This is a genomic window from Pseudomonas sp. C7.1 (assembly GCF_056312395.1).
Map to the genome: position 1 here is coordinate 42,151 of NZ_JBWDTL010000003.1, position 23,882 is coordinate 66,032.

A 23,882-nucleotide genomic window follows, 5' to 3' on the forward strand; every position below is an offset into this window, starting at 1 on the left:
TGTACGTGGTGTCGCATTTCTATAAAAGCGCGGATAAAACATGGCAAAGCGCCGCTATCGTCGGATAACGGCGCTGCTTCTGTTTGTAGCAGTTTTTACGGCATCTGCACTTCGATCACACCATCGGCATTGATATTGACCTGGCTGGTGCCGGCCTCGATCTCCGGAGTCACTGCCGCATCCATCATCGCCGCGCCTTTCATGGCCTCCATGCGCATCGGCATCGGTGGCTGGAAGCCGCCGGTGTTGAGGCTCAGGCTGACCAGCTTGTAACCATTGCCGCCGAGAGCTTCGGTGGCCAGTTGCGCGCGGGCCTTGAAGGCTGCCACGGCGTCCTTGAGCAGGGCGTCTTCGTGGGTCTTGCGGGTGTCTGAGGCGATGCTGAAGTTCATCCCACCCATTTTCAGGGTTTGCAGCATTTCCCCGGTGAGCTTGGACAGCGCGCTGAAGTCGGCGCTTTCCAGGCGCAGTTCAGCGCGCTCGCGCCAGGCGGTGATTTTCTGGCCCTTTTCATCGTACACCGGGTAGCTGTTACGGCTGCCGGAGGCGACGCTGACGCCCTCGACCTTGCGCGCCTGGGCGATGCTGGCGTTGAGGGTCTTGCTGATCTGCGCGGCGAGGGCGGCCGGGTCGCTGTCCTGGGCTTCGCTGTAGAGGGTGACGTGCATCAGGTCGTGGGCGATTTCCTGATTGACCTCGGCGCGTAGCGCGACTTGGTTGTAGCGCGCTTCTTCGGCCATGGCCGTGGCGCTCAACAGGGTGGTGGTGCTCAGCAGCAGGGCGGCGGCGAGGCGGGACAATGGCAGCATGACGATTCCTTTTTGTGATGGGCGCATGGGCTATGCGCGGCTTTCCAGAGGGTAGACGTAGTGATCAGACTAAACGGGTTAAATCCGGTTCCAGATTTTTTATCTGGTTTGTGAATGACTTTGTCCTTTATTACATGTCGCAAGGCGATTAACCGTAGGTTGGGTTGAGGAGCGCAGCGACGAAGCCCAACGATCTATACCATATGCCAACGGCTGTTGGGCTTCGCTGCGCTCAGCACCAACCTACCGATTGCATACAACACGCGATGGATGCATAGCCTTTGTGGGCGGAGTTCCAGCGGCTGCGGCGTGTTGCCGCAGTGAGGCGCGCAGAGGCTTGGTTATACTCCTGCGGCTCGCTAATTGAGCATCTTGGAGCATTTTGGAGAAGCCATGCTCGCACCTGTGCAGCTACTGTCGGCGAGCCGGCAAAACCTCTGGCGCCTGACCCTGATCCGCATTCTGGTGCTGGCCGCGCAGGCCGGTTCTGTGGGCCTGGCCTACAAGTCGGGCGCGCTGCCGCTGCCTTGGCTGGAACTGAGCATCACCCTCGGTATTTCCCTGGTGCTGTGCCTGCTTACCGCGTTGCGCCTGCGCGGGCCGTGGCCGGTGACCGAGCAGGAATATGCGGTGCAGCTGGGTTGCGACCTGATCATCCACAGCTTGCTGTTGTACTACTCGGGCGGTTCGACCAACCCCTTCGTCTCCTATTACCTGGTACCGCTGACCATCGCGGCGGCCATCTTGCCCTGGCTCTACACCATCACCCTGTCTGGCCTGGCGCTGGGCGGTTACACCTTTCTGCTGGTCTGGTCGCACCCGCTGGAGCTGCCTACGGGGCCACGGGAAAGCCTGCTGATCTACGGTATGTGGCTGAGTTTCGCCCTGGCCGCTGGGCTGATTACCTTCTTCGTGGCGAAGATGGCCGAAGAGCTGCGTCATCAGGAAGAGCTGCGCGCTGAGCGCCGTGAGGAAGGTCTGCGCGATCAGCAACTGCTCGCCGTAGCGACCCAGGCGGCGGGTGCTGCACATGAGTTGGGCACGCCGCTGGCGACCATGAGTGTGCTGATCAAGGAGTTGCGCCGCGAGCACCAGGAGCCGACCCTGCAGGAAGACCTAGCGGTGCTGCAGGAGCAGGTCAAGCTGTGCAAGGAAACTCTGCAACATCTGGTACGCGCTGCCGAGGCGGATCGCCGTCAGGCGGTGATCGAGCTGTCGTCAGTCGAGTGGCTGGAAACCACGCTTAATCGCTGGCACCTGATGCGCCCGGAGGCGAGCTATCGCTATCAATGCCTGGGCCGTGGCGCCCCGCCGCGGATGATGCCGCCGGCCGACCTGACCCAGGCCCTGCTCAACCTGCTGAACAACGCCGCCGATGCCTGCCCGGACAAGCTGGATATTCGCCTGGATTGGGATCACCAGTGGCTGCGCCTGAGCATCCGCGACTTTGGTGCGGGTGTGCCGCTGGCGATTGCCGAGCAACTGGGGCGGCCATTTTTCACCACCAAGGGCAAGGGTTTCGGTCTGGGGTTATTCCTCAGTCAGGCCAGCGTCACCCGTGCCGGCGGCACGGTTAAGCTGTATAACCACGAAGAAGGCGGCACGCTCACCGAGCTGAAGTTGCCGCGTGCCTATGGCCGGGCTTGATGTGAATGTCGCATGGCGACACCATCCTTATGTCCTTCTCCCTACGGGAGAAGGTGGCGCGCAGCGGCGGATGAGGGCGACATGCCCGTTAGGAGCAATTGAGTATGAGTGACGAACTGCTGTTCGAAGGTGAAGAACAACCGCACCTGCTGTTGGTCGATGATGATCCGACCTTTACCCGCGTTATGGCCCGCGCCATGAGCCGCCGGGGCCTGCGCGTGTCCACCGCCGGTTCCGCCGAGGAAGGTTTGGCCCTGGCCGAGCAGGATTTGCCGGATTACGCCGTGGTTGATCTGAAGATGGAAGGCGACTCCGGTCTGGTGCTGCTGCCCAAACTGCTGGAACTGGATGCCGAAATGCGTGTGGTGATCCTCACCGGTTATTCGAGCATTGCCACTGCGGTGGAGGCGATCAAACGCGGCGCCTGCAACTACCTGTGCAAACCGGCCGATGCAGACGATGTGCTGGCGGCGCTGCTGACCCAGCATGCCGACCTGGAAACCCTGGTGCCGGAAAACCCAATGTCGGTGGACCGCCTGCAGTGGGAGCATATCCAGCGCGTGCTCAGCGAGCATGAAGGCAATATCTCCGCCACCGCCCGCGCTCTGGGTATGCACCGGCGCACCTTGCAGCGCAAATTGCAGAAGCGCCCTGTACGCCGCTAGCGGCTGATTTTATGGCCTGCCATCCATGGCGGCCACCCTGCGGGCCGTCTTAAAAAGCGCTCCCGGCGTTTTTTCCGAGTGAAAGGCTGCTGAAAGCTTTCCGCTGTGCAGCCTTGCTATCATTAGCCCCCTATCTAAGTGATCAGGGGTTGTCATGCTCGCCGTTGTTCAGCAAACCATCAGCGTTACCGCCCCGGTGTTCTCCATGCTGTTTCTCGGCGTGGCGCTCAAGCGCCTGGGGCTGATTGATGCGGCCTTTATCAATACCGCGTCGGCGCTGGTGTTTCGCGGCACGCTGCCCACTCTGCTGTTTCTCGGCATTATCAAGGCTGACCTGAGCCGCGCTCTGCAGCCGGAGATGTTGCTATATTTTCTGCTGGCCACCATCGCCTGCTTTCTGTTGGCCTGGGCTTGGTCGCTGTGGCGCTGCCCGCAGGAGGATCGCGGGGTCTATACCCAGGGTGCCTTTCGTGGCAATAACGGCATTATCGGCCTGGCCCTGGCCACCAGTATGTATGGCGACTATGGCCTGTCGGTCGGTGCGGTCCTGGGTGGCGTGGTGATTCTGAGTTACAACACCCTGTCGGCGATTGTTCTGGCGATCTACAGCCCACAAGCCAAGACCGATGTCTGGAGTCTGACCAAGAACATCCTCAGCAACCCGCTAATTATCGGCGTGCTGGTGGCCATTCCCTTTGCCTGGTGGCAGATACCTCTGCCCGAGTGGCTGCTGGTCTCCGGTGAATACTTTGCCAAGATGAGCCTGCCGTTGGCGCTGATTTGTATCGGCGGCACCTTGACCCTGGCCTCACTGCGCGCGAGCAGCGGGGCGGCCCTGAGCTCCAGTCTGCTCAAGGTGTTCTGGTTGCCACTACTGGCCACCCTCGGCGCCTGGTGGTGGGGCTTTCGCGATGCCGATTTGGCAATCCTCTTCCTGTATTTCGCCAGCCCCACGGCGGCGGCCAGCTTCGTGATGGCCCGCGCGGTGGGCGCCAACCACGAGCTGGCGGCGGCAATCATCGTGATCACCACCCTGGCGGCGGTGATCACCACCAACCTCGGCTTGCTGCTGTTGCAGTGGGGCGGTTGGATTTAGATATGCAGCGCGCATAAAAAAGCCGAGCAGTGCCCGGCTGTTGATTTTACTGCGATCCAGCCCTTTGCGGGTCCATGCGCCGCCCCAGGGCGCGGTCGACAAAGATAGCGCCCATCACTTCGCGGCGTACTTTCAGGCCCGGCTCGTGGCTATCGCTTATGGCTAAACCTCTTGGCCACGCTGCTTGTGCCAGGCGCGGCCGGCGATGATCACCAGGGTCACGGCGGTCAGTGGCAGGGCGTAGCCGAGCATGGCGTCACCAAAGACTTCAGCGAACGGACGGCCGGTCGACGACAGTACCAGGTAGACCGTGTAGGCCACGTAGTAGGCGAGGAACAGCAGGCCTTCCCAGCGGTTGATGCGGTAACCGGCGAAGAAGATCGGCAGGCAGGCCACGGCCACGGCGATCATCACCGGGAAGTCGAAGGCCAGGGCGTTGGCGGCCACATTGATGGCTTGCGGCGAGACCATTGAGGCCAGACCCAGTACGCAGAGCAGGTTGAAGATGTTGCTGCCGACGATATTGCCCACGGCGATATCGCGCTCGCCCTTGATGGCGGCCATGATCGAGGTAGCCAGCTCCGGCAGCGAGGTGCCGATGGCGACGACCGTCAGGCCAATTACCAGCTCCGACAAGCCAAGCGCACGGGCCAGGGTAGTGGCACCTTCGACGAGGAAGTTGGAACCGCTGACCAGCAATACCAGGCCGACAATGATCAACCCCAGATTGATCGCCCATGCGTAGGGTTTGGCGGGCTCATTGAGACCGAACTCCTTGGCAAACTCGTCATCCTCGTTGGCGGCCTTGTCGCGGCGCGAGCTGATGATCAGGAAGCTGGTGTAGGCAAGCACGCCGGCAAACAGCAGTGCGCCGTCGAGACGGCTGAGGCTGCCATCCCAGGCCAGGGCGTAGACCACCAGGCTGGCGCCGATCATGATCGGTACATCGAGGCGGATCAGCTGGCGCGAGACTATCAGCGGTGCAACCACTGCGGTCAGGCCCAGAATCAGCAGCACGTTGGCGATATTGCTGCCGATCACGTTGCCAATCGCCAGGTCGCCGCTGTTATTGAAGGCTGCTTGCACGCTGACGGCCGTTTCCGGTGCGCTGGTGCCGAATGCCACCACGGTCAGGCCGATGATCAGCGGCGGAATACCGAATTGCGCCGCCAGTTTGGCTGCGCCGCGTACCAGCACTTCGGCGCCGGCAACCAGCAGCACTAGGCCGGCGATCAGGTAAACGTAAGTCATCATGGTCATTGCATGGGGCTCCATAAAAGTGGCGCTAGTTTAATCATCGGTGTGCGTTACGCCAGAGGCTGAGCCGGGTTGTCTAGGACTTCTTTGTAAACAGCTGTGTTCAGTCCGTCAGTTGTTGCTCGCGCGCCGGCGTCACGCCGTTGCACAGCATATCCAGTTGCCCGACGGCTTTTCGCGAGCGGTCGATGATGTGCTTTCTGGCGTGGGGCGCGGGCGTTGATACACACTGCTACAGCCTTATCGTTGCGTAGGTCGGTTACCTGTCTGGGCTACGAGTAGGTATTCGTAGTTCTTCCTGAATAGACGAACGCCGGGCAAGCCCGGCGTCGAATAGCTGCTATTTGAAGGTTCAGCCTTCGAGCTTTTTCTTCAGCAGTTCGTTCACTTGGCCGGGGTTGGCCTTGCCTTTCGAAGCCTTCATGGCCTGACCGACAAAGAAGCCGAACATCTTACCGCGCTTGGCTTCATCGCTGGCGCGGTACTGCTCGACCTGCTCGGCGTTGGCGGCCAGCACTTCATCGAGCATGGCTTCGATAGCGCCGGAGTCGGTGACCTGCTTAAGGCCTTTCTTCTCGATCACTTCATCGGCCGTCGCGCCTTCGCCAGCGGCCAGGGCTTCAAAGACCATCTTGGCGATCTTGCCGCTGATGGTGTTGTCCTTGATGCGCAGGATCATCCCGCCCAACTGCTCGGCGCTAACCGGCGACTGCTCGATTTCCAGGTTGTCCTTGTTGAGCAGGCTGGACAGCTCGCCCATCACCCAGTTGGCCGCCAGCTTGGCGTCGCCACATACGGCGTTGACTGCTTCGAAGTAGTTGGCCAGTTCGCGGCTGGCGGCCAGCACGTCGGCGTCGTAGGCGCTCAGGCCAAATTCGGCCTCAAAGCGCGCGCGTTTCTCGACCGGCAACTCCGGCAGACTGGCGCGGATTTCATCGAGGAAGCTCTGCTCGATCACCACCGGCAACAGGTCCGGGCAGGGGAAGTAACGGTAGTCGTTGGCTTCTTCCTTGCTGCGCATGGAGCGCGTTTGGTCCTTGTTGGGGTCGTACAGGCGAGTTTCCTGCACCACCTTGCCGCCGTCTTCGATCAGCTCGATCTGCCGCTGCACTTCATGGTTGATGGCTTTTTCGATAAAGCGGAACGAGTTGACGTTCTTGATCTCGGCGCGGGTGCCGAACTCGGCCTGGCCTTTCGGGCGTACCGAGACGTTGCAGTCGCAGCGCAGCGAGCCTTCGGCCATATTGCCGTCGCAGATGCCCAGATAGCGCACCAGAGCATGGATGGCTTTGACGTAGGCCACCGCTTCCTTGGCCGAGCGAATGTCCGGCTCGGACACGATCTCCAGCAGCGGGGTGCCAGCGCGGTTGAGGTCGATGCCGCTCATACCCTGGAAGTCTTCGTGCAGGCTTTTGCCGGCGTCTTCTTCCAGGTGGGCGCGGGTGATACCGATGCGCTTCTGCGTGCCGTCTTCCAGGGTGATGTCGAGGAAGCCCTTGCCAACGATGGGGTGGTCCATCTGGCTGGTCTGGTAACCCTTCGGCAGGTCCGGGTAGAAGTAGTTCTTGCGGGCAAAGATGTTCTTGCCGGCGATTTCGGCGTCAATCGCCAGGCCGAACTTGCAGGCCATGCGCACGGCTTCGGCGTTCAGTACCGGTAATGTGCCAGGCATGCCGAGGTCAACCAGGCTGGCCTGGGTGTTGGGCTCGGCACCAAAGGCGATGGCGCTGGCGGAAAAAATCTTCGATTGGGTGCTGAGCTGGGCATGAATCTCCAGCCCGATTACGGTTTCCCATTGCATATCAGTCGTCCTCAGAATCCGCTCGGTGCTTGTTTATGCCAGTCAGTAACCTGTTGGTACTGGTGGGCGACGTTGAGCAGGCGGCCTTCCTGGAAATAGTTGCCAAGCAGTTGCACACCTACCGGCAAACCATCGACGAAGCCGGCAGGCATCGACAGGCCGGGGATGCCGGCGAGGTTAGCGGTGATGGTGTAGATGTCTTCCAGGTAGGCGGCGACCGGATCGTTGTTCTTCTCGCCGAGTTTCCAGGCCAGGTTCGGCGTGGTGGGGCCGAGGATCACGTCGACGTCATTGAACGCAGCGACAAAGTCGTTCTTGATCAGCCGGCGGATCTTTTGTGCCTTGAGGTAGTAAGCGTCGTAGTAGCCGGCGGACAGCGCGTAGGTGCCGACCATAATGCGGCGCTTCACTTCCGCGCCAAAGCCTTCGCCACGGGAGCGCTTGTACAGGTCTTCCAGATTCACCGGGTTTTCGCAGCGATAGCCGAAGCGCACGCCGTCGAAGCGCGACAGGTTGCTGCTGGCTTCTGCCGGAGCGATCACGTAGTAGGCGGGAATCGCGTGCTGCATATTGGGCAGGCTGATGTCCTTGACGCTGGCGCCGAGCTTTTTCAGCTCATCGACCACGGCCATGACCTTCTCGCCGATACGTGCATCCAGGCCGGCGCCGAAGTATTCCTTCGGCAGGCCGATACGCAGGCCGCTCAGCGGCTGGCTCAGGGCGGCGAGGTAGTCGTCCACCGGCTGATCGACGCTGGTCGAGTCCTTGGTATCGAAACCAGCCATGGCCTGCAGCATCAGCGCGCAGTCTTCTGCAGTACGCGCCAGGGGGCCGCCCTGATCGAGGCTGGAGGCATAGGCGATCATGCCCCAGCGCGAGACTCGGCCGTAGGTCGGCTTGATCCCGGTAAGGTTGGTCAGCGCCGCCGGCTGGCGAATCGAGCCGCCAGTGTCGGTGCCGGTAGCGGCAGGCAGCAGGCGTGCGGCCACAGCAGCAGCGGAACCACCGGAAGAACCGCCGGGTACGCGGGTCAGGTCCCAGGGGTTTTTCACCGCGCCGTAATGGCTGGATTCGTTGGCCGAACCCATGGCGAATTCGTCCATATTCAGCTTGCCCAGGGTCACGGCGCCAGCGCTGGTGAGTTTCTCGACCACAGTGGCGTTATACGGCGCTTTGAAACCGGTGAGAATCTTCGAGCCGCAACTAGTCAGCACATCCTGGGTGCAGAACAGGTCCTTATGGCCAATCGGCGCCCCGAGCAGGGCGCCGCTCTCGCCAGCGGCGCGGCGGGCGTCTGCCGCTTTGGCTTGCTCCAGCGCAAGTTCCTCGGTGACGGTGATAAAGCTGTTGAGCTGCGGGCCGAGTTGGGCGATGCGCGCCAACAGGTTGCGGGTCAGCTCTTCAGCGGAAAACTTTTTGTCGGCGAGTCCGCGGGCGATCTCGGCCAGAGTCAATTGATGCATGAGGTGGCTTTTCCCTTACTCGATGACTTTCGGAACCAGATACAGGCCGTTTTCCACGGCCGGGGCGATGGCCTGGTAGGCCTCGCGCTGGTTGCGTTCGGTAACCTGGTCGGCGCGCAGGCGTTGAGTGGCTTCCAGCGGGTGGGCCAGCGGCTCGATGCCGTCGGTATTGACCGCCTGCATCTGGTCAATCAGGCCGAGAATGTTGTTAAGGGTTTCGGTGGTACCCGGAATATCGGCTTCATTCAGGCCCAGTCGGGCCAGGTGAGCGATTTTCTCCACGTCGGAGCGTTCAAGCGCCATCAGGTTTCTCCCTATATAAAGCAGCGCATTTGTTGGCCGCCTTTGGAAATGTAAACGGGTCGCCATGCACAGGTGCGCAGGGAGCAGATCGTGACAGGTGGCGGGCAAAGGCCGCGATGATGGGCCTTAAAGCCCGGAAAAGCCGGCAATCTAACATATTGGTGCCTTGCTCAAAATCCCTGCCGTTGTTAGAGTTTGCCGCACTTTTTAGCAGCGCCTTTACCGCGCTTCGTCTTTACCCACGCGTTGCCTAGGGTCCCTATCCCATGTTCAAAAAACTGCGTGGCATGTTTTCCAGCGATCTGTCGATTGACCTGGGCACTGCCAATACCCTGATTTATGTTCGCGAACGCGGCATCGTCCTGAACGAGCCGTCGGTCGTCGCTATTCGCACCCATGGCAACCAGAAGAGCGTGGTGGCGGTCGGAACTGAAGCCAAGCGCATGCTCGGCCGTACCCCCGGTAACATTGCTGCTATCCGTCCGATGAAAGACGGCGTGATCGCCGACTTCAGCGTCTGCGAGAAGATGCTGCAGTACTTCATCAACAAAGTTCACGAAAACAGCTTCCTGCAGCCCTCGCCCCGCGTACTGATCTGCGTACCGTGCAAGTCGACTCAGGTAGAGCGCCGCGCCATCCGTGAATCGGCCCTCGGTGCCGGTGCCCGCGAAGTGTTCCTGATCGAAGAACCCATGGCCGCTGCCATCGGCGCCGGCCTGCCGGTTGAAGAAGCCCGCGGTTCGATGGTCGTCGATATCGGGGGGGGGACCACTGAAATCGCCCTGATCTCCCTTAATGGTGTGGTTTACGCAGAGTCTGTGCGCGTCGGCGGCGACCGTTTTGATGAAGCGATCATTACCTACGTGCGGCGTAACTACGGTTCGCTGATCGGTGAATCCACCGCTGAGCGCATCAAGCAGGAAATCGGCACCGCCTACGCCGGTGGCGAACTGCGTGAAGTCGACGTACGTGGCCGCAATCTGGCCGAAGGCGTACCGCGCAGCTTCACCCTGAATTCCAATGAAGTGCTCGAAGCGCTGCAGGAATCCCTGGCGACCATCGTCCAGGCGGTGAAAAGCGCGCTGGAACAATCGCCGCCAGAACTGGCTTCCGACATTGCCGAGCGTGGCCTGGTGCTCACCGGTGGTGGCGCACTGCTGCGTGATCTGGACAAACTGCTGTCGCAGGAAACCGGCCTGCCGGTGATCGTCGCCGAAGACCCGCTGACCTGCGTTGCACGCGGTGGTGGCAAGGCTCTGGAGATGATGGATCGCCACACCATGGACCTGCTGTCCTCGGAATAAGCGCCACCGCTCCAAGTCTTGAGCTGCAAGCCGGGTTAAGCCCGCTTGCAGCTTTTGTTTTTGCTGCCTGACGCTGTGAGGAGCTGCCGATCAAACCGCTATTTGCCAAAGGTCCTTCGCTGGGTGTGCGCCTGCTGGTGTTCACCGTGCTGTCGGCTGCGTTGATGGTGGTCGATGCGCGCCTCACCCTGTTGAAGCCGCTGCGCGCCCAGCTGGGCCTGATTGTTGAGCCAGTCTTTTGGGCCGGCCGTTTGCCGGTGCGGGTATGGGAGAGCGCGACTCAGGAGCTGAGCTCGCGCAATGAGCTGACCGCCGAGAACGAAAAGCTCAAGGCTGAGCAGTTAATGATGCAGCGCCGCCTGCAGAAGCTCGCCGCCCTCACCGAGCAGAACGTGCGCCTGCGCGAGTTGCTCAACTCGTCTGCCCTGGTCGACGATGAGGTGCTGGCCACCGAGCTGATTGGTATCGACCCCAATCCCTTTACTCATCGCATTCTGATCGATAAAGGTGAGAAGGATGGCGTGGTCCTGGGTCAGCCGGTGCTCGATGCGCGCGGCCTGATGGGCCAGGTAGTCGAGGTTATGCCCTACACCTCGCGCGTGTTGCTGTTGACGGACACCACCCACAGCATTCCCGTGCAGGTCAATCGCAATGGCCTGCGCGCCATCGCCAGCGGCACCGGTAACCCGGAGCGCTTGGAGTTGCGCCATGTCGCCGACACGGCGGATATCAAGGAAGGCGATTTGTTGGTTAGCTCCGGTCTTGGTCAGCGTTTCCCGGCCGGTTATCCAGTGGCCATGGTCAGTGAAGTGATCCATGACTCCGGTCAACCCTTCGCGATTGTCCGTGCGGTACCCACCGCCACGCTGAACCGCAGCCGCTATATGCTGCTGGTGTTTACCGACCCGCGTACGCCAGAGCAGCGCGCCACCGAGTCGGCGCAGGCGCAGGAAGCCCTGGACCGTGAAATTCAGCAGCAGGCGCAACCTGCGGCCGACGCCCCAGCAGCGTCCGCCAATCCGCCGGAGGCAGCGCAATAATGGCCGCACGTTCAAACAATATCTGGGTAGTTTGGCTGACGTTCGCTCTGGCGTTGCTGCTCAGCGTGTCGAGCATGCCCAAGTTTATGGAGCTGGGCCGGCCGCTATGGCTGGCGCTGTTTCTGACCTACTGGGTGCTGGCCTTGCCGCATCGCGTGGGCATGACCACGGCCTGGGCCATCGGCTTGTTGGCCGATGTGCTGAATGGCACCTTACTCGGCCAGAATGCGCTGATCCTGACCCTGATCACCTTTCTGGTGCTGACCCTGCATCAGCGTTTACGCATGTTTCCCATGTGGCAGCAAAGCACGGTGCTGCTGGTGGTGTTTGGTTTGGCGCAGCTGGTGCAGCTGTGGCTGAACGCCCTGACCGGCAGCCGCCCGCCAACCCTGACCTTTGTCTTGCCGGCGCTGGTCAGTGCCTTGCTCTGGCCTTGGGTCTGCACCCTGCTGCGCGGGCTGCATCAGCGCTTAGGCGTCAATTAAGCAAGGCCGCTCGGCCTTGCGTTTATCCGACAGGGAGAAGTCAGCATGGCCACCCTCTATCTTGCCTCCGGGTCGCCGCGTCGCCGCGAACTGCTGACGCAAATTGCTGTGCCTTTCCTCACGCAAATCGCCCCAATTGATGAAAATGCATTGCCAGGCGAGTCGCCAATCGCCTATGTAGAGCGCCTGGCTCGCGCCAAAGCGCAGGCTGGGTTGGCCGCATTAGCCGATACTGCGGGTGCCGTGGTGCTTGGCGCCGATACCGCTGTGGTGCTCGATGGGCGGATTCTCGGTAAGCCTGTAGACCGTGACGATGCGTTGGCGACCCTGAATGCTCTGTCCGGGCGCACCCACCAAGTGCTGACGGCAGTGGCGCTGGTCAGCCGTGAACGGCTGGAGTCGCGAGTGGTCACAAGTCAGGTCACCTTCCGCGCCTTAACGCAGACAGAAATCGAGGCCTACTGGGCCAGCGGCGAACCGCAGGACAAGGCCGGGTGTTACGGTATCCAGGGCCTGGCGGCGGTGTTTGTCAGCCAGTTGCACGGCAGTTATTCGGCGGTGGTGGGGTTACCGTTGTGTGAGACTGCCGCGTTGCTCGCAGAATTTGCTATTCCGTGCTGGCAGTCGCTGCCAGCTCACAGTCAAGAGGTTGCGGGTCGCGGGTGAGTGACGGCCTTTATCGGCGCAGTCCCTGGGCTTTAAGCCTTGCCGCAGAACCAGTTCACGATTTCGCGAGCTAGAGTCCTGCAAGGCGCTACGTTAGTAACAGCCTCCGGCTGGTCAAAGCGGGCGAGGAAGCGGAGTGTACTGTTGTACATGAGCATTCCGAGCCTGTTTTTAACGCCGCAGGGCCGACGCGCAGCAGATCATGAACAGGTTCTCAGAAGAGATAAGCGCATGAGTGAAGAGATCCTGATTAATATCACGCCGATGGAATCGCGCGTGGCGGTGGTGGAAAACGGCGTACTGCAGGAAGTGCACGTCGAGCGCACGCAGAAGCGTGGCATCGTCGGCAATATCTACAAAGGCAAGGTGGTGCGCGTGCTGCCCGGCATGCAGGCGGCCTTTATTGATATTGGCCTGGAGCGTGCGGCGTTTATTCATGCCGCAGAAATCTCCAGTCGCGAAGGCCCAGCCGTGGAAAGCATCAGCGCCTTGGTGCATGAAGGCCAGAGCCTGGTGGTGCAGGTCACCAAGGACCCGATTGGCAGCAAAGGTGCGCGTCTGACCACCCAGCTGTCGATCCCCTCGCGTTACCTGGTGTATATGCCGCGCACGGCTCACGTCGGCATCTCGTTGAAGATCGAAGACGAAGCCGAGCGCGAACGCCTCAAGCAGGTGGTGGCCGATTGCGTGGCCGCCGAAGGCATCGAAGAAGCCGGTGGTTTTATCCTGCGCACCGCCGCCGATGGCGCTGGCGCCGATGAAATTCTCGCCGACATCCGTTACCTGCGCCGCCTGTGGGAGCAGATCGCCACACAGATGAAGGTCGGCCCCACGCCGCTGGTGATCTATGAGGATCTATCCCTGGCGTTGCGCACCCTGCGTGATCTGGTTAACCCGAAGATCGAGAAGATCCGCGTCGACTCGCGCGAGACCTTCGGCAAGATCACCCAGTTCGTCGATGAGCTGATGCCGGAAATCGCCGACCGCCTGGAGCACTATCCCGGTGAGCGGCCGATCTTTGACCTGTATGGCGTCGAAGATGAAATCCAGAAGGCGCTGGAGCGCAAGGTCCCGCTCAAGTCCGGCGGCTATCTGATCATTGATCCGGCCGAGGCGATGAGCACCATCGATGTGAATACCGGCGCCTTCGTCGGCCACCGCACGCTGGAAGAAACCATCTTCAAGACCAATCTGGAAGCGGCCACGGCGATTGCCCGCCAGCTGCGCCTGCGCAATTTGGGCGGGATCATCATCATCGACTTTATCGACATGGAAGACGAAGAACACCAGCGTCAGGTGCTGCGCACCCTGGAGAAGCAGCTGGAGCGTGACCACGCCAAGACCAACATTATCGGCATCACCGAACTGGGCCTGGTGCAGATGACCCGCAAACGCACCCGCGAAAGCCTTGAGCAGGTGCTGTGCGAGCCCTGCAGTTGCTGCCAGGGGCGCGGCAAGCTGAAGACGGCGGAAACCACCTGCTACGAAATCTTCCGCGAGATCCTGCGTGAGGCACGGGCTTATCAGCCGGAAGGCTATCGCGTGCTGGCCAATCAGAAAGTCGTCGACCGCTTGCTTGATGAAGAGTCGGGCAATGTCGCCGATCTTGAAGCCTTTATCGGTCGCACCATCAAGTTTCAGGTCGAGACCATGTATTCCCAGGAGCAATACGATGTGGTGCTGCTCTGATATGCGCGTTTACCACCTGGGCGTGAACTGAATGGCGGCGTTGACGCGTTGGACCGCCCTGCTGCTGCGAACGGCGCTGGGGCTGTGCGCCTTGGCGCTGGTATTGGCGGCGCTGTACGTCAGCCTTGGCCGCGAGCTGGTGCCGCTGGTCGCTGAGTACCGCCTGGAAGCAGAAGACAAAGCCCGTGAAGCGCTGGCCATGCCGGTGCAGATCGGTGCGCTGGAAGGTCTCTGGCAAGGCTTCTCGCCAGTGTTGACCGCTCATGACGTGGTAGTGGGTGAGGGCACTGGGGCCTTGCAGCTGGATCAGGTGCGCGTGGTGCCGGATGTGCTGGCCAGCCTGTTGGCGCGTCAGCTGCGCATCGCCCGGCTTGAGCTCGATGGCGTGCACCTGATGGTGCAACAGGGGGAAGACGGCGCCTGGTCGATCAAGGGCTTGGCGCAACGCCGCGATCCGGCGCCGCTGGACCTGACCCAGTTGCTGACGCAAGCGCAGATGGTCAAGCGCCTGTCATTGTTCAACAGTCAGGTCACCGTGCAGGCCTTCGATCAGCCGACCCGCACCCTGACTTATGTAAACCTCACCTTGCGCAACGGCAGTGCGCGCCAGCGTCTGGAGGGCCGCCTGCTGTTGCCCGATGGCCAGCCGCTGGCCCTGCAGTTGCGCACGCGCATAAACGCCAAACACTGGAAAGACGCCGAAGCCGAGCTGTACCTGAGTCTGCCGCAGAGCGATTGGGCGGCCTGGGTGCCAGCCAACATGTTGGCCGAGTGGCGGCTTGAGCAGTTGCAACTGGGCGGTGAAGTCTGGCTGAGCTGGGCCAAAGGCGGCGTGCAGCGCGCTGTTAGTCGTCTGCATGTGCCGCAGTTCAAGGCCGGTTACGCCAAGCGCGAGTCGGTGGCGCTGAACAACCTGGCGCTGAACGCCTATTTCACCCGCACTGCGCAGGGCTTCAAGCTGTTGCTCGATGACCTGGCCTTCAGTCGTGATGACAAGCGTTGGGGCGAAGTGCGCCTGGCGCTGACCCAGCAGGCGGAAAGCGCAGAGGTCGAGGAGCAGTGGTTACTGAGTAGCGACCGACTCGACCTGGCGCCGCTGCAGCCGCTGGTGGCGGGGCTTGCGCCATTACCGGACAAAGGCATGGCGCTGCTTGAGCAGCTCAAACCCCATGGCGCGTTGCGCAATATTCAGCTTGATTACCGCCCGCAACTGACCGACAGCAAACGCCTGCAGTTCTCGGCCAATCTGGAGCGTGTCGGCTTTGCCGCGTACCTCGGCTCACCGGCTGCGGAAAACGTCAGCGGCAGCATCAGCGGTGATCTCGGTCAGGGTGAGTTGCGCCTCGACAGCGAAAACTTTTCCCTGCATCTGGACACCCTGTTCCCCAAACCCTGGCTCTACCAGAAAGCCAACGCCCTGCTGACCTGGCAGATTGATGAGCAGGCGTTCACCCTGCGCAGTCCGTATCTGCAGGTGGTGGGGGAAGAAGGCCCGGTTGCGGGTGATTTCCTGATTCGCCTGCGTTTTGACCCGGCGCAGGAAGACTACATGGACCTGCGCGTTGGTCTGCGTAACGGCGACGCGCGCTTTACCGAGAAATACCTGCCCAGCCGATCTCCGGGCCTGAGCCCCGAGCTGGATGCCTGGCTGAAAAGCGCCATCCGGGGTGGCGTGGTCGACGAGGGCTACTTCCAGTACCAGGGCTCGCTGAACAAGGGCGCGGAGCAGACTGCGCGCAGTATCAGCCTGTTCTTCGCCGTACATGATGCCGAGCTGGCCTTTCAGCCCGGCTGGCCGGCGCTGCGCGAGGGTCGTGGGCGGGTCTTGATCGAGGACACGGGTGTGCGGGTCGAACTGGCGCAAGGGCGCATCCTCGATAGCCACGTGAGCAACGCCCAGGCGCAGATCGCGACTGCATTGCCAGGTCAGCCGCCACGCCTGTTGCTGACCAGTGACCTGAGCAGCAATGTCGATGATGCCCTGCATATCCTGCAGCAGGCGCCAATTGGCACCGCAGAGACCTTTGCCGGCTGGACGGGCGCAGGGGCCTTGGCCGGCAAGCTCAAGCTCGACCTGCCGCTGCGCAAAGGCCTGGCCCCAGAAGTGGTGGTGGATTTCGCCACGCAAGGCGCGCAACTCAGCCTGCCCACTCCGCCGTTGCAGTTCAGCCAGTTGCAGGGCGCCTTTCGTTACAACACCGCCAGCGGCCTGAGTGCCCCGGATATTCGTGCCCAGGTGCTGGGTCATGCGGTGCGTGCCAAGGCTATGGCCGAGGGCGCGCGCGGTAAAGCACGCAGCCGTATCGAGGCCAGCGGGCAGATCGCCGTCAAGGAGCTGAGCACCTGGCTGGGCGTGACTCAGCCGCTGCCTGTCAGCGGCAATCTGCCGTATAGCCTTAATCTGACCCTGGACGGCGCCGACAGTCAGCTGCGCGTAAGCTCCACCCTTAAAGGCGCGACGGTGGCGCTGCCGTCACCGTTCGGCAAAACCGCAGCCGAAGAACGCGCGACGCAGTGGCGCATGACCCTGGGCGGGCGTGAACAACGCTACTGGCTGGATTACGCTGATTTGCTGAGCTTGACCTTTGCCGCGAGCCCGGGGCAGTTCAACCAAGGGCGCGGTGAGATACGCCTGGCCGATGGCCCGGCTCGCCTACCCACCAGCCAGGGCTTGCGCCTGCGCGGGCGGGTGGTGGAGTTGGATTGGTCGGCCTGGCAGCAGGTGTTGCAGCCTTATGCCAGCGTACCGGTTGATGATGCGCAGCGGCTGTTCAAGGATGCCCAGCTGCGGATTGGCCGCTTCACGGGTTTTGGCATCAATCTGGATGCGTTGGAAGTGGCGGTGAAACGCGATGCAGCCACCTGGGCGGTCAGTCTCGACAGCCCGCAGCTGAAAGGCCAAGTCGGTTTGCCGGATGCCGCCAGAGTGCCGATTGCCCTGACCCTCGATTACCTGCGCTTCCCGGCGGCAGAACTCAAGGTTAAAGACGAACCCGTGGTGGATGCGCCCGACCCACTGGCAAGCGTCGATCCGAGTAGCTTCCCAGCGTTGGATGTGCGTATTGCTGAGGTTTATCAGGGTATCGAGCCGCTAGGCAGCTGGTCGCTCAAGGCGCGCCCGGTTAGCGCCGGTGTGCAGTTCAGCGAGCTTGATCTCAACCTCAAAGGCTTGAAAATTGCGGGCCGGGCCACCTGGCTAAAGAGCGCGAATGGCACACGAACGCGTTATGACGGGCGTATGGGCGGCGCTGATCTGGCCGATGTGCTGATCGCCTGGGGCTTTGCACCCACTGCCAGCAGCCGCGACTTTCATATGGATGTGGACGGTAACTGGCCCGGTTCGCCGGCCTGGTTCAGCATGAAACGCTTTAGCGGTTCGCTGGATGCTTCCCTGCGCAAAGGGAAGTTCTCCGAAGTCGAAGGTCCGGCGTCGGCGTTGCGGGTATTCGGCCTGCTGAATTTCAACTCGATTGGCCGGCGCCTACGCCTGGACTTTTCCGACCTGCTCGGCAAAGGCCTGAGCTATGACCGGGTCAAGGGACTGCTGGTGGCCGATAACGGCGTATTTGTTACCCGCGAGCCGATCACCCTTACCGGGCCATCGAGCAATCTGGAGCTTAATGGCACCCTGGATATGGCCAATGATCGGATTGACGCCAAGTTATTGGTGACCTTGCCGGTGACCAACAACCTACCTTTGGCCGCGCTGATCGTTGGTGCGCCAGCCATCGGTGGTGCGCTGTTTATCGCCGATAAGCTGCTGGGCGACCGCGTGGCGCGCTTTGCCAGTGTGCAGTACGACGTTACAGGCGCCTGGCAGAACCCGGATATCAGTTTCGACAAACCCTTCGAGAAGCCCCAGTAAACCCGCGCGGTGGATATGCAGCCGTGCAGTCAGCCGGTATGGCTTGTAAGCTGAAGCCTGATACCTATAGCGAGATAAGGCAGTCATGACTTTCGCAGTCATCCAAATGGTCAGCCAGGCCGATGTCCTGGCCAATCTGGCGCAGGCTCGGCAGTTGCTCGAACAGGCCGCCGCGCAAGGTGTGCGGTTGGCGGTGTTGCCGGAAAACTTCGCCGCCATGGGCCGACGTGACCAGGCCGCGTTGGGGCGTGCCGAAGCGTTGGGCGAGGGGCCGATTCTGCCCTGGTTACAACAGACCGCCCGCGATCTGGGCCTGTGGATAGTCGCTGGCACCATACCCCTGCCGCCGGATGGCCAGCCCGACGCCAAGGCTCACGCTTGCTCGCTGCTGATCGATAATACCGGCCAGCGGGTGGCGCGTTATGACAAGCTGCACCTGTTCGATGTAGATGTCAGCGACAGCCACGGCCGCTACCGCGAGTCTGATGATTACGCCTTCGGCAGCCAGGTGGTGGTGGCTGATACCCCGGTTGGCCGCTTAGGCATGACGGTTTGTTATGACCTGCGCTTCCCCGAACTCTATAGCGCGTTACGTGCTGCGGGCGCCGAGTTGATCAGCGTGCCGGCGGCCTTTACTGCGGTTACCGGCGCAGCGCATTGGCAGGTACTCACCCGCGCGCGGGCCATCGAAACCCAGTGCTATGTGCTGGCGGCCGGGCAGGGCGGCACCCATCCAGGTGGGCGCGAGACTTTCGGCCATTCGGCGCTTGTTGACCCTTGGGGGAGTGTGCTGGCCGAGCTGCCGCAGGGGCCAGGCGTGCTGCTGGCCGAGCGTGATACAGCCGAGCAGGCGGCGATCCGTCAGCGCATGCCGGTGGCGCGGCATAAACGATTTTTTGCGGCAGCCGAACCACGGCTGCCAGGTGCAACAGTCATAAACGAGATTGAGCAATGAACACTATGTTGGTATCCGTTAGCGAGCATCTGCTGGGGCCGGGCGGTTTGACCATTGAGCATCTGCCGGCGGTGCTGGCTGATCTGGCCGGGCCGGGAATCGATGCGGCCGACCTGTATTTTCAGAGCCAGGTGTCGGAAACCTGGGCGCTGGAGGATGGCATCGTCAAGGAGGGCAGCTTCAACCTCGATCAAGGCGTCGGCGTGCGTGCCCAGTCCGGCGAGAAAACCGGTTTTGCCTACAGCAATGCGATCACTGCGGATGCCCTGAGCCAGGCCGCCCGCGCAGCCCGCTCGATTGCCCGCGCCGGGCAGAATGGCCGCGTGCAAGCGTTCAGCAGCCCGCTGGTCAAGCCGCTGTACGCCCAGGACAATCCGCTGGATGTAATGGGCCGTGCGGAAAAGGTCGAGTTGCTCAAACGCATCGATGTCGCCACCCGCGCCCTTGATCCACGCATCAAACAGGTGTCGGTCAGCCTGGCTGGCGTTTGGGATCGCATTCTAGTTGCCGCCAACGACGGCAGCCTGGGCGCGGATATCCGCCCGCTGGTGCGCTTTAACGTCAGCGTGATCGTCGAGCAGAACGGTCGCCGTGAGCGCGGCGGCCATGGTGGCGGCGGTCGTACCGATTACCGCTACTTCCTTGAGCAGACCAGCAATAACGAAGAGCGCGCCATGGGCTATGCCCGTGAGGCCCTGCGCCAGGCGCTGGTTAACCTCGAAGCGATTCCGGCGCCGGCTGGCACTATGCCGGTGGTGATGGGCGCAGGCTGGTCCGGCGTGCTGTTGCACGAAGCCGTTGGCCATGGCCTGGAAGGCGACTTCAACCGCAAGGGCAGTTCGGCCTACAGCGGCAAGATTGGCGAAAAGGTGGCGTCGAGCCTGTGCACCATCGTCGATGACGGCACCCTGGCCGAACGTCGCGGCTCCTTGAGCATGGACGACGAAGGCACGCAGACCCAGTGCACCACGCTGATCGAAAACGGCGTGCTCAAGGGCTATATGCAGGACAAGTTGAATGCCCGCCTGATGGGCGTGGCCTGCACCGGTAATGGTCGCCGTGAGTCCTACGCGCACCTGCCGATGCCGCGCATGACCAACACCTACATGCTGGCTGGCGAGAGTGATCCGGAAGAAATTATCCGTTCGGTGAAGAAGGGCATCTACTGCGCCAACCTCGGCGGCGGTCAGGTGGATATCACCAGTGGTAAGTTCGTGTTTTCCACCAGCGAGGCCTACCTGATCGAGGACGGCAAGATCACCGCGCCGGTCAAAGGCGCGACCCTAATCGGCAATGGCCCGGAAGCCATGAGCAAGGTGTCGATGGTTGGTAACGACCTGGCGCTGGACAGCGGCGTCGGTACCTGTGGTAAGGACGGTCAGTCAGTGCCGGTGGGCGTTGGCCAGCCGACGCTGAAGATTGATGCGATTACGGTGGGTGGAACGGGAGGCTGACGGCTGCTACACGGTCGTAGGTTGGGTTGAGGAGCATGCGACGAAGCCCAACATGGAGCGCGTAGCGCTCCGCTCGGCGGTCTCGCGTGTATACGTTGTGGTTGTCCGAGATGGCAATGTTGGGCTTCGCCAGCTCAACCCAACCTACGGTCTGCAAGGACGTAGGATGGGTTAGCCGAAGGCGTAACCCATCATGGCTGAGAGGCCTAGCGCAAGCCGCGCTGGGTTTCATCCAGCTCGCGGATGTATTTGAAGATTTTGCGTGAAGCGGCCGGTGCTTTGTTCTGCGCCAGTTCGTGCTGGCCCTGACGGATCAGCTGGCGCAGGTGCTGGCGGTCGGCGTCGGGGTATTCGCCGACAAACTTTTCCAGGGTGTCGTCGTCGCCGTTGAGCAAACGGTCACGCCAGCGCTCCAGGTTATGAAAGCGTTCGTTGTACTGGCGGGTGGAGGCATCCAGTTGGTCGAGCAGGGTCAGGATGGCGGGGATGTCCTGGTCGCGCATCAAGCGGCCGATAAACTGCACATGGCGCTTCTTCGCGGCATTGGCAGTGTGCTTGGGCGCTTCGGCCAGCGCGCGGCGCAGCTCGTCGGTCAGCGGCAGCTTGTTCAGCAGGTCGAGTTTCAGGGTAGTCAGGCGTTGCCCCAGATCTTGTAGCGCATGAAACTCGCGCTTGACCTGGGTTTTGCTCTTCTCGCCGGAGAAGTCGTCAAGGTATTCAGACATGGTGGCGGTCCAGTGGAAAACGCCGACATGATAGCAGCAAGTTTCCAGCTGTAAGCGTCTGGCCTGTGTGGCCGCGCTTGCCGCTTATCGTTCAGGAGTTTTTATGAGTGCAGTAGACATCGTCGGCCCCGAGGCTGTGCCGCAATTGCAGGCGCAGGTGGAGCAGATTATTGCCGAGGCCAGAAAGCAGGGCGCAAGTGCCTGCGAAGTGGCGGTATCGGTGGAGCAGGGCTTGTCCACCACGGTGCGTCAGGCTGAGGTGGAAACGGTCGAGTTCAACCGCGACCAGGGGTTTGGCATCACCCTGTATGTCGGTCAGCGCAAAGGCTCGGCCAGCACCTCGGCGAGCGGTGAGGCAGCGATTCGCGAAACCGTCGCGGCGGCCCTGGCGATTGCCAAGCATGCCTCCGAAGATGAGTGCGCCGGTCTGGCCGATGCCGCGCTGATGGCCCGCGAGTTGCCGCAGCTGGATCTGTATCACGCTTGGTCGATCACCCCCGAGCAGGCCATCGAACAGGCCTTGAGCTGCGAGGCGGCGGCCTTTGCGGCGGATAAGCGGATCAAGAATGCCGACGGCACCACGCTCAATACCCATCAGGGCTGCCGGGTCTATGGCAACAGTCACGGTTTTATCAGCGGTTATGCCAGCACGCGGCACAGCCTGAGCTGCGTGATGATCGCCGAAGACGGCGGGCAGATGCAGCGTGACTATTGGTATGACGTCAATCGCCAGGGCGAGCTGCTGGCCGATGCCGGCAGCATCGGCCGCCGCGCCGCCGAGCGGGCTGTAAGCCGTTTGGGTGCGCGCCCGGTGCCGACCTGCGAAGTACCGGTGCTGTTCGCCGCCGAGCTGGCCGGTGGCCTGTTTGGCAGCTTTCTCGCGGCTATTTCCGGTGGCAACCTGTACCGCAAATCGTCGTTTCTTGAGGGGACATTAGGCCAGCAGTTATTCCCAGAGTGGCTGACGCTGGATGAGCGCCCGCACATTCCCCGCGCGCTGGGCAGTGCGGCCTTCGATGGTGATGGCTTGGCGACCTATGCCAAAGCCTTTGTCGAGCGCGGCGAGCTGTTGTCCTATGTGCTGGGTACCTACTCCGGGCGCAAGCTGGGCATGCCCAGCACCGCCAACTCTGGCGGTGTGCACAACCTGTTTGTCAGCCATGGCAATGAAGATCAGCAGGCGCTGCTCAAACGTATGGGGCGCGGCCTGCTGGTCACCGAGCTGATGGGGCAGGGGCTGAATATGGTCACCGGCGACTATTCACGCGGTGCGGGCGGTTACTGGGTGGAGAACGGCGAGATCCAGTTCCCGGTGCAGGAAGTCACCATCGCCGGCAATATGCGCGATATGTTCAAGCAGATTGTCGCGGTGGGCAATGACTTGGAGCTGCGCAGCAATATCCGCACCGGTTCGGTGCTGATTGAGCGGATGACCGTGGCGGGTAGTTGATTCCTGTTGTATGAAAAAAGGGGCTGTCGCTTAAGCGTTCAGCCCCTTTTTTGTCTTTGGATCAGCTATTCGCCTTCATCGAAGTAGTTGTTGATCAGCTCACTCAGAGCCTGCAACGCCTCGCTATCCTGCTCGCCTTCGGTATGCACATGCACGGCAGTGCCCTTGCCGGCAGCGAGCATCATCACTGCCATGATGCTCTTGCCGTCGACCAGGCTTTCCGGCGTGCGGCCGACTTTGACTTGGCAAGGAAAACGCCCAGCGACGCCGACAAACTTGGCCGCCGCGCGGGCGTGCAGGCCAAGCTTGTTGATAATGGTGATTTCGCAGGCGGGCATCGCGGCAATTCCTTAACTGAGGTCGCGGTGGCGAGTCTGAACGTTTTTCAGGATGGGTTTGAGGGTTTGCCCCAGACGGTTGGCCAGGTACACCGAGCGGTGATGACCGCCGGTACAGCCAATCGCCACCGTTACATAAGCACGATTGCTGGCGGCAAAGCGCGGCAGCCATTTGGTCAGGTAGGCGAGGATGTCCTGGTACATGTCTTCGACATCGGCCTGGGCCGAGAGGTAGTCGACGACCGGCTGGTCGAGCCCGGAGAAGTCGCGCAAGTCCGGCTTCCAGTAGGGGTTGGGCAGGCAGCGCACATCGAACACCAGGTCGGCATCCACCGGCATACCGCGTTTGAAACCAAAAGACTCCAGCAGAAACGCGGTGCCCGGCTCGGGCTGATTAAGCAGGCGCAGTTTGAGGCTGTCGCGCAGCTGATACAGGTTGAGGTGAGTGGTGTCGATCTTCAGGTCGGCCAGGTCGATGATCGGACCCAGTAGCAGCGCTTCATCGGCAATGGCTTCGGCCAGCGAGCGATTCTCGTTGGTCAGCGGGTGACGCCGGCGGGTTTCTGAGAAGCGTTTGAGCAGGGTTTCTTCGTCAGCATCCAGGTAGAGCACATCGCACTTGATGTTCCGTGCGCGCACTTCATCGAGCAGTTCGGGGAAGCGCTTGAGATGGCTCGGCAGGTTGCGCGCATCAATCGACACCGCGACCTGCGGTTGCAGCAGCTCGGTGTGCAGCAGGGCGCGTTCGGCCAGTTCAGGCAGCAGCCCGGCGGGCAGGTTGTCGATGCAGTAGAAACCGTTGTCCTCGAGCACATCAAGGGCGGTGCTCTTCCCGGAGCCGGAGCGACCGCTAACGATGATCAGACGCAT

At 61.6% G+C, this 23,882-nt stretch carries 20 protein-coding genes; 12 read left to right on the forward strand and 8 right to left on the reverse strand.

Features of this window, described 5'->3' with window-relative positions:
• Positions 1-95: 95 nt before the first annotated feature.
• Positions 96-809 (reverse strand): SIMPL domain-containing protein, encoded by a 714-nt coding sequence (locus AC0T4W_RS03510; RefSeq protein WP_476316185.1) that lies wholly within the window; start codon positions 807-809, stop codon positions 96-98.
• 393 nt (positions 810-1,202) lie between these two features.
• Between AC0T4W_RS03510 and AC0T4W_RS03515 the strand changes: the two genes are divergently transcribed.
• From AC0T4W_RS03515 to AC0T4W_RS03525, 3 genes are all read left to right on the forward strand, one after another.
• A complete protein-coding gene (locus AC0T4W_RS03515; RefSeq protein ID WP_476316188.1) occupies positions 1,203-2,456 on the forward strand; it encodes an ATP-binding protein in 1,254 nt (417 codons plus the stop codon).
• 104 nt (positions 2,457-2,560) lie between these two features.
• Positions 2,561-3,121, forward strand: coding sequence for a response regulator transcription factor (locus AC0T4W_RS03520; RefSeq protein ID WP_476316191.1), 561 nt, complete (start codon positions 2,561-2,563; stop codon positions 3,119-3,121).
• A 154-nt stretch (positions 3,122-3,275) separates the two neighbouring features.
• Complete coding sequence (locus AC0T4W_RS03525) at positions 3,276-4,217, forward strand: AEC family transporter (protein ID WP_476316194.1); 942 nt, start codon at positions 3,276-3,278, stop codon at positions 4,215-4,217.
• Between the two features lie 162 nt (positions 4,218-4,379).
• Here the strand turns inward: AC0T4W_RS03525 and AC0T4W_RS03530 are convergent, their stop codons facing one another.
• The 4 genes from AC0T4W_RS03530 to gatC form a co-directional block, all read right to left on the reverse strand.
• Complete coding sequence (locus AC0T4W_RS03530) at positions 4,380-5,477, reverse strand: calcium/sodium antiporter (RefSeq protein WP_476316197.1); 1,098 nt, start codon at positions 5,475-5,477, stop codon at positions 4,380-4,382.
• A gap of 349 nt (positions 5,478-5,826) precedes the next feature.
• On the reverse strand, positions 5,827-7,275 hold the full coding sequence (gene gatB, locus AC0T4W_RS03535) for an Asp-tRNA(Asn)/Glu-tRNA(Gln) amidotransferase subunit GatB (protein ID WP_476316200.1): 1,449 nt from the start codon (positions 7,273-7,275) through the stop codon (positions 5,827-5,829).
• A gap of 11 nt (positions 7,276-7,286) precedes the next feature.
• Positions 7,287-8,738, reverse strand: coding sequence for an Asp-tRNA(Asn)/Glu-tRNA(Gln) amidotransferase subunit GatA (gatA, locus tag AC0T4W_RS03540; protein WP_476316203.1), 1,452 nt, complete (start codon positions 8,736-8,738; stop codon positions 7,287-7,289).
• A 15-nt stretch (positions 8,739-8,753) separates the two neighbouring features.
• Entirely contained in the window at positions 8,754-9,041 is a 288-nt protein-coding gene (gatC, locus tag AC0T4W_RS03545) for an Asp-tRNA(Asn)/Glu-tRNA(Gln) amidotransferase subunit GatC (RefSeq protein ID WP_160089142.1), read from the reverse strand.
• Between the two features lie 266 nt (positions 9,042-9,307).
• Between gatC and mreB the strand changes: the two genes are divergently transcribed.
• The 8 genes from mreB to tldD all read left to right on the forward strand — a co-directional run bounded on the left by mreB (position 9,308) and on the right by tldD (position 20,499).
• The gene (gene mreB, locus AC0T4W_RS03550; protein WP_090255536.1) at positions 9,308-10,345 is read left to right on the forward strand and encodes a rod shape-determining protein MreB; all 1,038 of its coding nucleotides are present in this window, start codon (positions 9,308-9,310) and stop codon (positions 10,343-10,345) included.
• Between the two features lie 125 nt (positions 10,346-10,470).
• Positions 10,471-11,385 carry a rod shape-determining protein MreC gene (mreC, locus tag AC0T4W_RS03555; RefSeq protein WP_476316208.1) on the forward strand — a complete coding sequence of 305 codons (915 nt, stop codon included), beginning with the start codon at positions 10,471-10,473 and terminating at the stop codon, positions 11,383-11,385.
• Positions 11,385-11,870 (forward strand): rod shape-determining protein MreD, encoded by a 486-nt coding sequence (gene mreD / locus AC0T4W_RS03560; RefSeq protein WP_476316211.1) that lies wholly within the window; start codon positions 11,385-11,387, stop codon positions 11,868-11,870. The genes mreC and mreD overlap by 1 nt, the downstream gene beginning before the upstream one ends.
• A 45-nt stretch (positions 11,871-11,915) precedes the next feature.
• On the forward strand, positions 11,916-12,536 hold the full coding sequence (locus tag AC0T4W_RS03565; RefSeq protein WP_476316214.1) for a Maf family protein: 621 nt from the start codon (positions 11,916-11,918) through the stop codon (positions 12,534-12,536).
• Positions 12,537-12,767: 231 nt separating this feature from the next.
• The gene (gene rng, locus AC0T4W_RS03570; RefSeq protein ID WP_476316217.1) at positions 12,768-14,225 is read left to right on the forward strand and encodes a ribonuclease G; all 1,458 of its coding nucleotides are present in this window, start codon (positions 12,768-12,770) and stop codon (positions 14,223-14,225) included.
• Between the two features lie 31 nt (positions 14,226-14,256).
• A complete protein-coding gene (locus AC0T4W_RS03575; protein WP_476316220.1) occupies positions 14,257-18,090 on the forward strand; it encodes a YhdP family protein in 3,834 nt (1,277 codons plus the stop codon).
• 85 nt (positions 18,091-18,175) lie between these two features.
• Complete coding sequence (locus tag AC0T4W_RS03580) at positions 18,176-19,045, forward strand: carbon-nitrogen hydrolase family protein (RefSeq protein ID WP_476316223.1); 870 nt, start codon at positions 18,176-18,178, stop codon at positions 19,043-19,045.
• Positions 19,042-20,499 (forward strand): metalloprotease TldD, encoded by a 1,458-nt coding sequence (gene tldD, locus AC0T4W_RS03585; protein ID WP_476316226.1) that lies wholly within the window; start codon positions 19,042-19,044, stop codon positions 20,497-20,499. The genes AC0T4W_RS03580 and tldD overlap by 4 nt, the downstream gene beginning before the upstream one ends.
• A 206-nt stretch (positions 20,500-20,705) precedes the next feature.
• Here the strand turns inward: tldD and yjgA are convergent, their stop codons facing one another.
• Positions 20,706-21,224, reverse strand: coding sequence for a ribosome biogenesis factor YjgA (yjgA, locus tag AC0T4W_RS03590; protein WP_304868319.1), 519 nt, complete (start codon positions 21,222-21,224; stop codon positions 20,706-20,708).
• Positions 21,225-21,327: 103 nt separating this feature from the next.
• Here yjgA and pmbA point away from each other — a divergent pair, with 103 nt between their 5' ends.
• Positions 21,328-22,674 (forward strand): metalloprotease PmbA, encoded by a 1,347-nt coding sequence (gene pmbA / locus AC0T4W_RS03595; RefSeq protein ID WP_476316230.1) that lies wholly within the window; start codon positions 21,328-21,330, stop codon positions 22,672-22,674.
• Between the two features lie 65 nt (positions 22,675-22,739).
• Here the strand turns inward: pmbA and AC0T4W_RS03600 are convergent, their stop codons facing one another.
• Entirely contained in the window at positions 22,740-23,012 is a 273-nt protein-coding gene (locus AC0T4W_RS03600) for an HPr family phosphocarrier protein (RefSeq protein WP_476316233.1), read from the reverse strand.
• A 12-nt stretch (positions 23,013-23,024) separates the two neighbouring features.
• On the reverse strand, positions 23,025-23,882 hold the full coding sequence (gene rapZ, locus AC0T4W_RS03605) for an RNase adapter RapZ (RefSeq protein ID WP_476316236.1): 858 nt from the start codon (positions 23,880-23,882) through the stop codon (positions 23,025-23,027).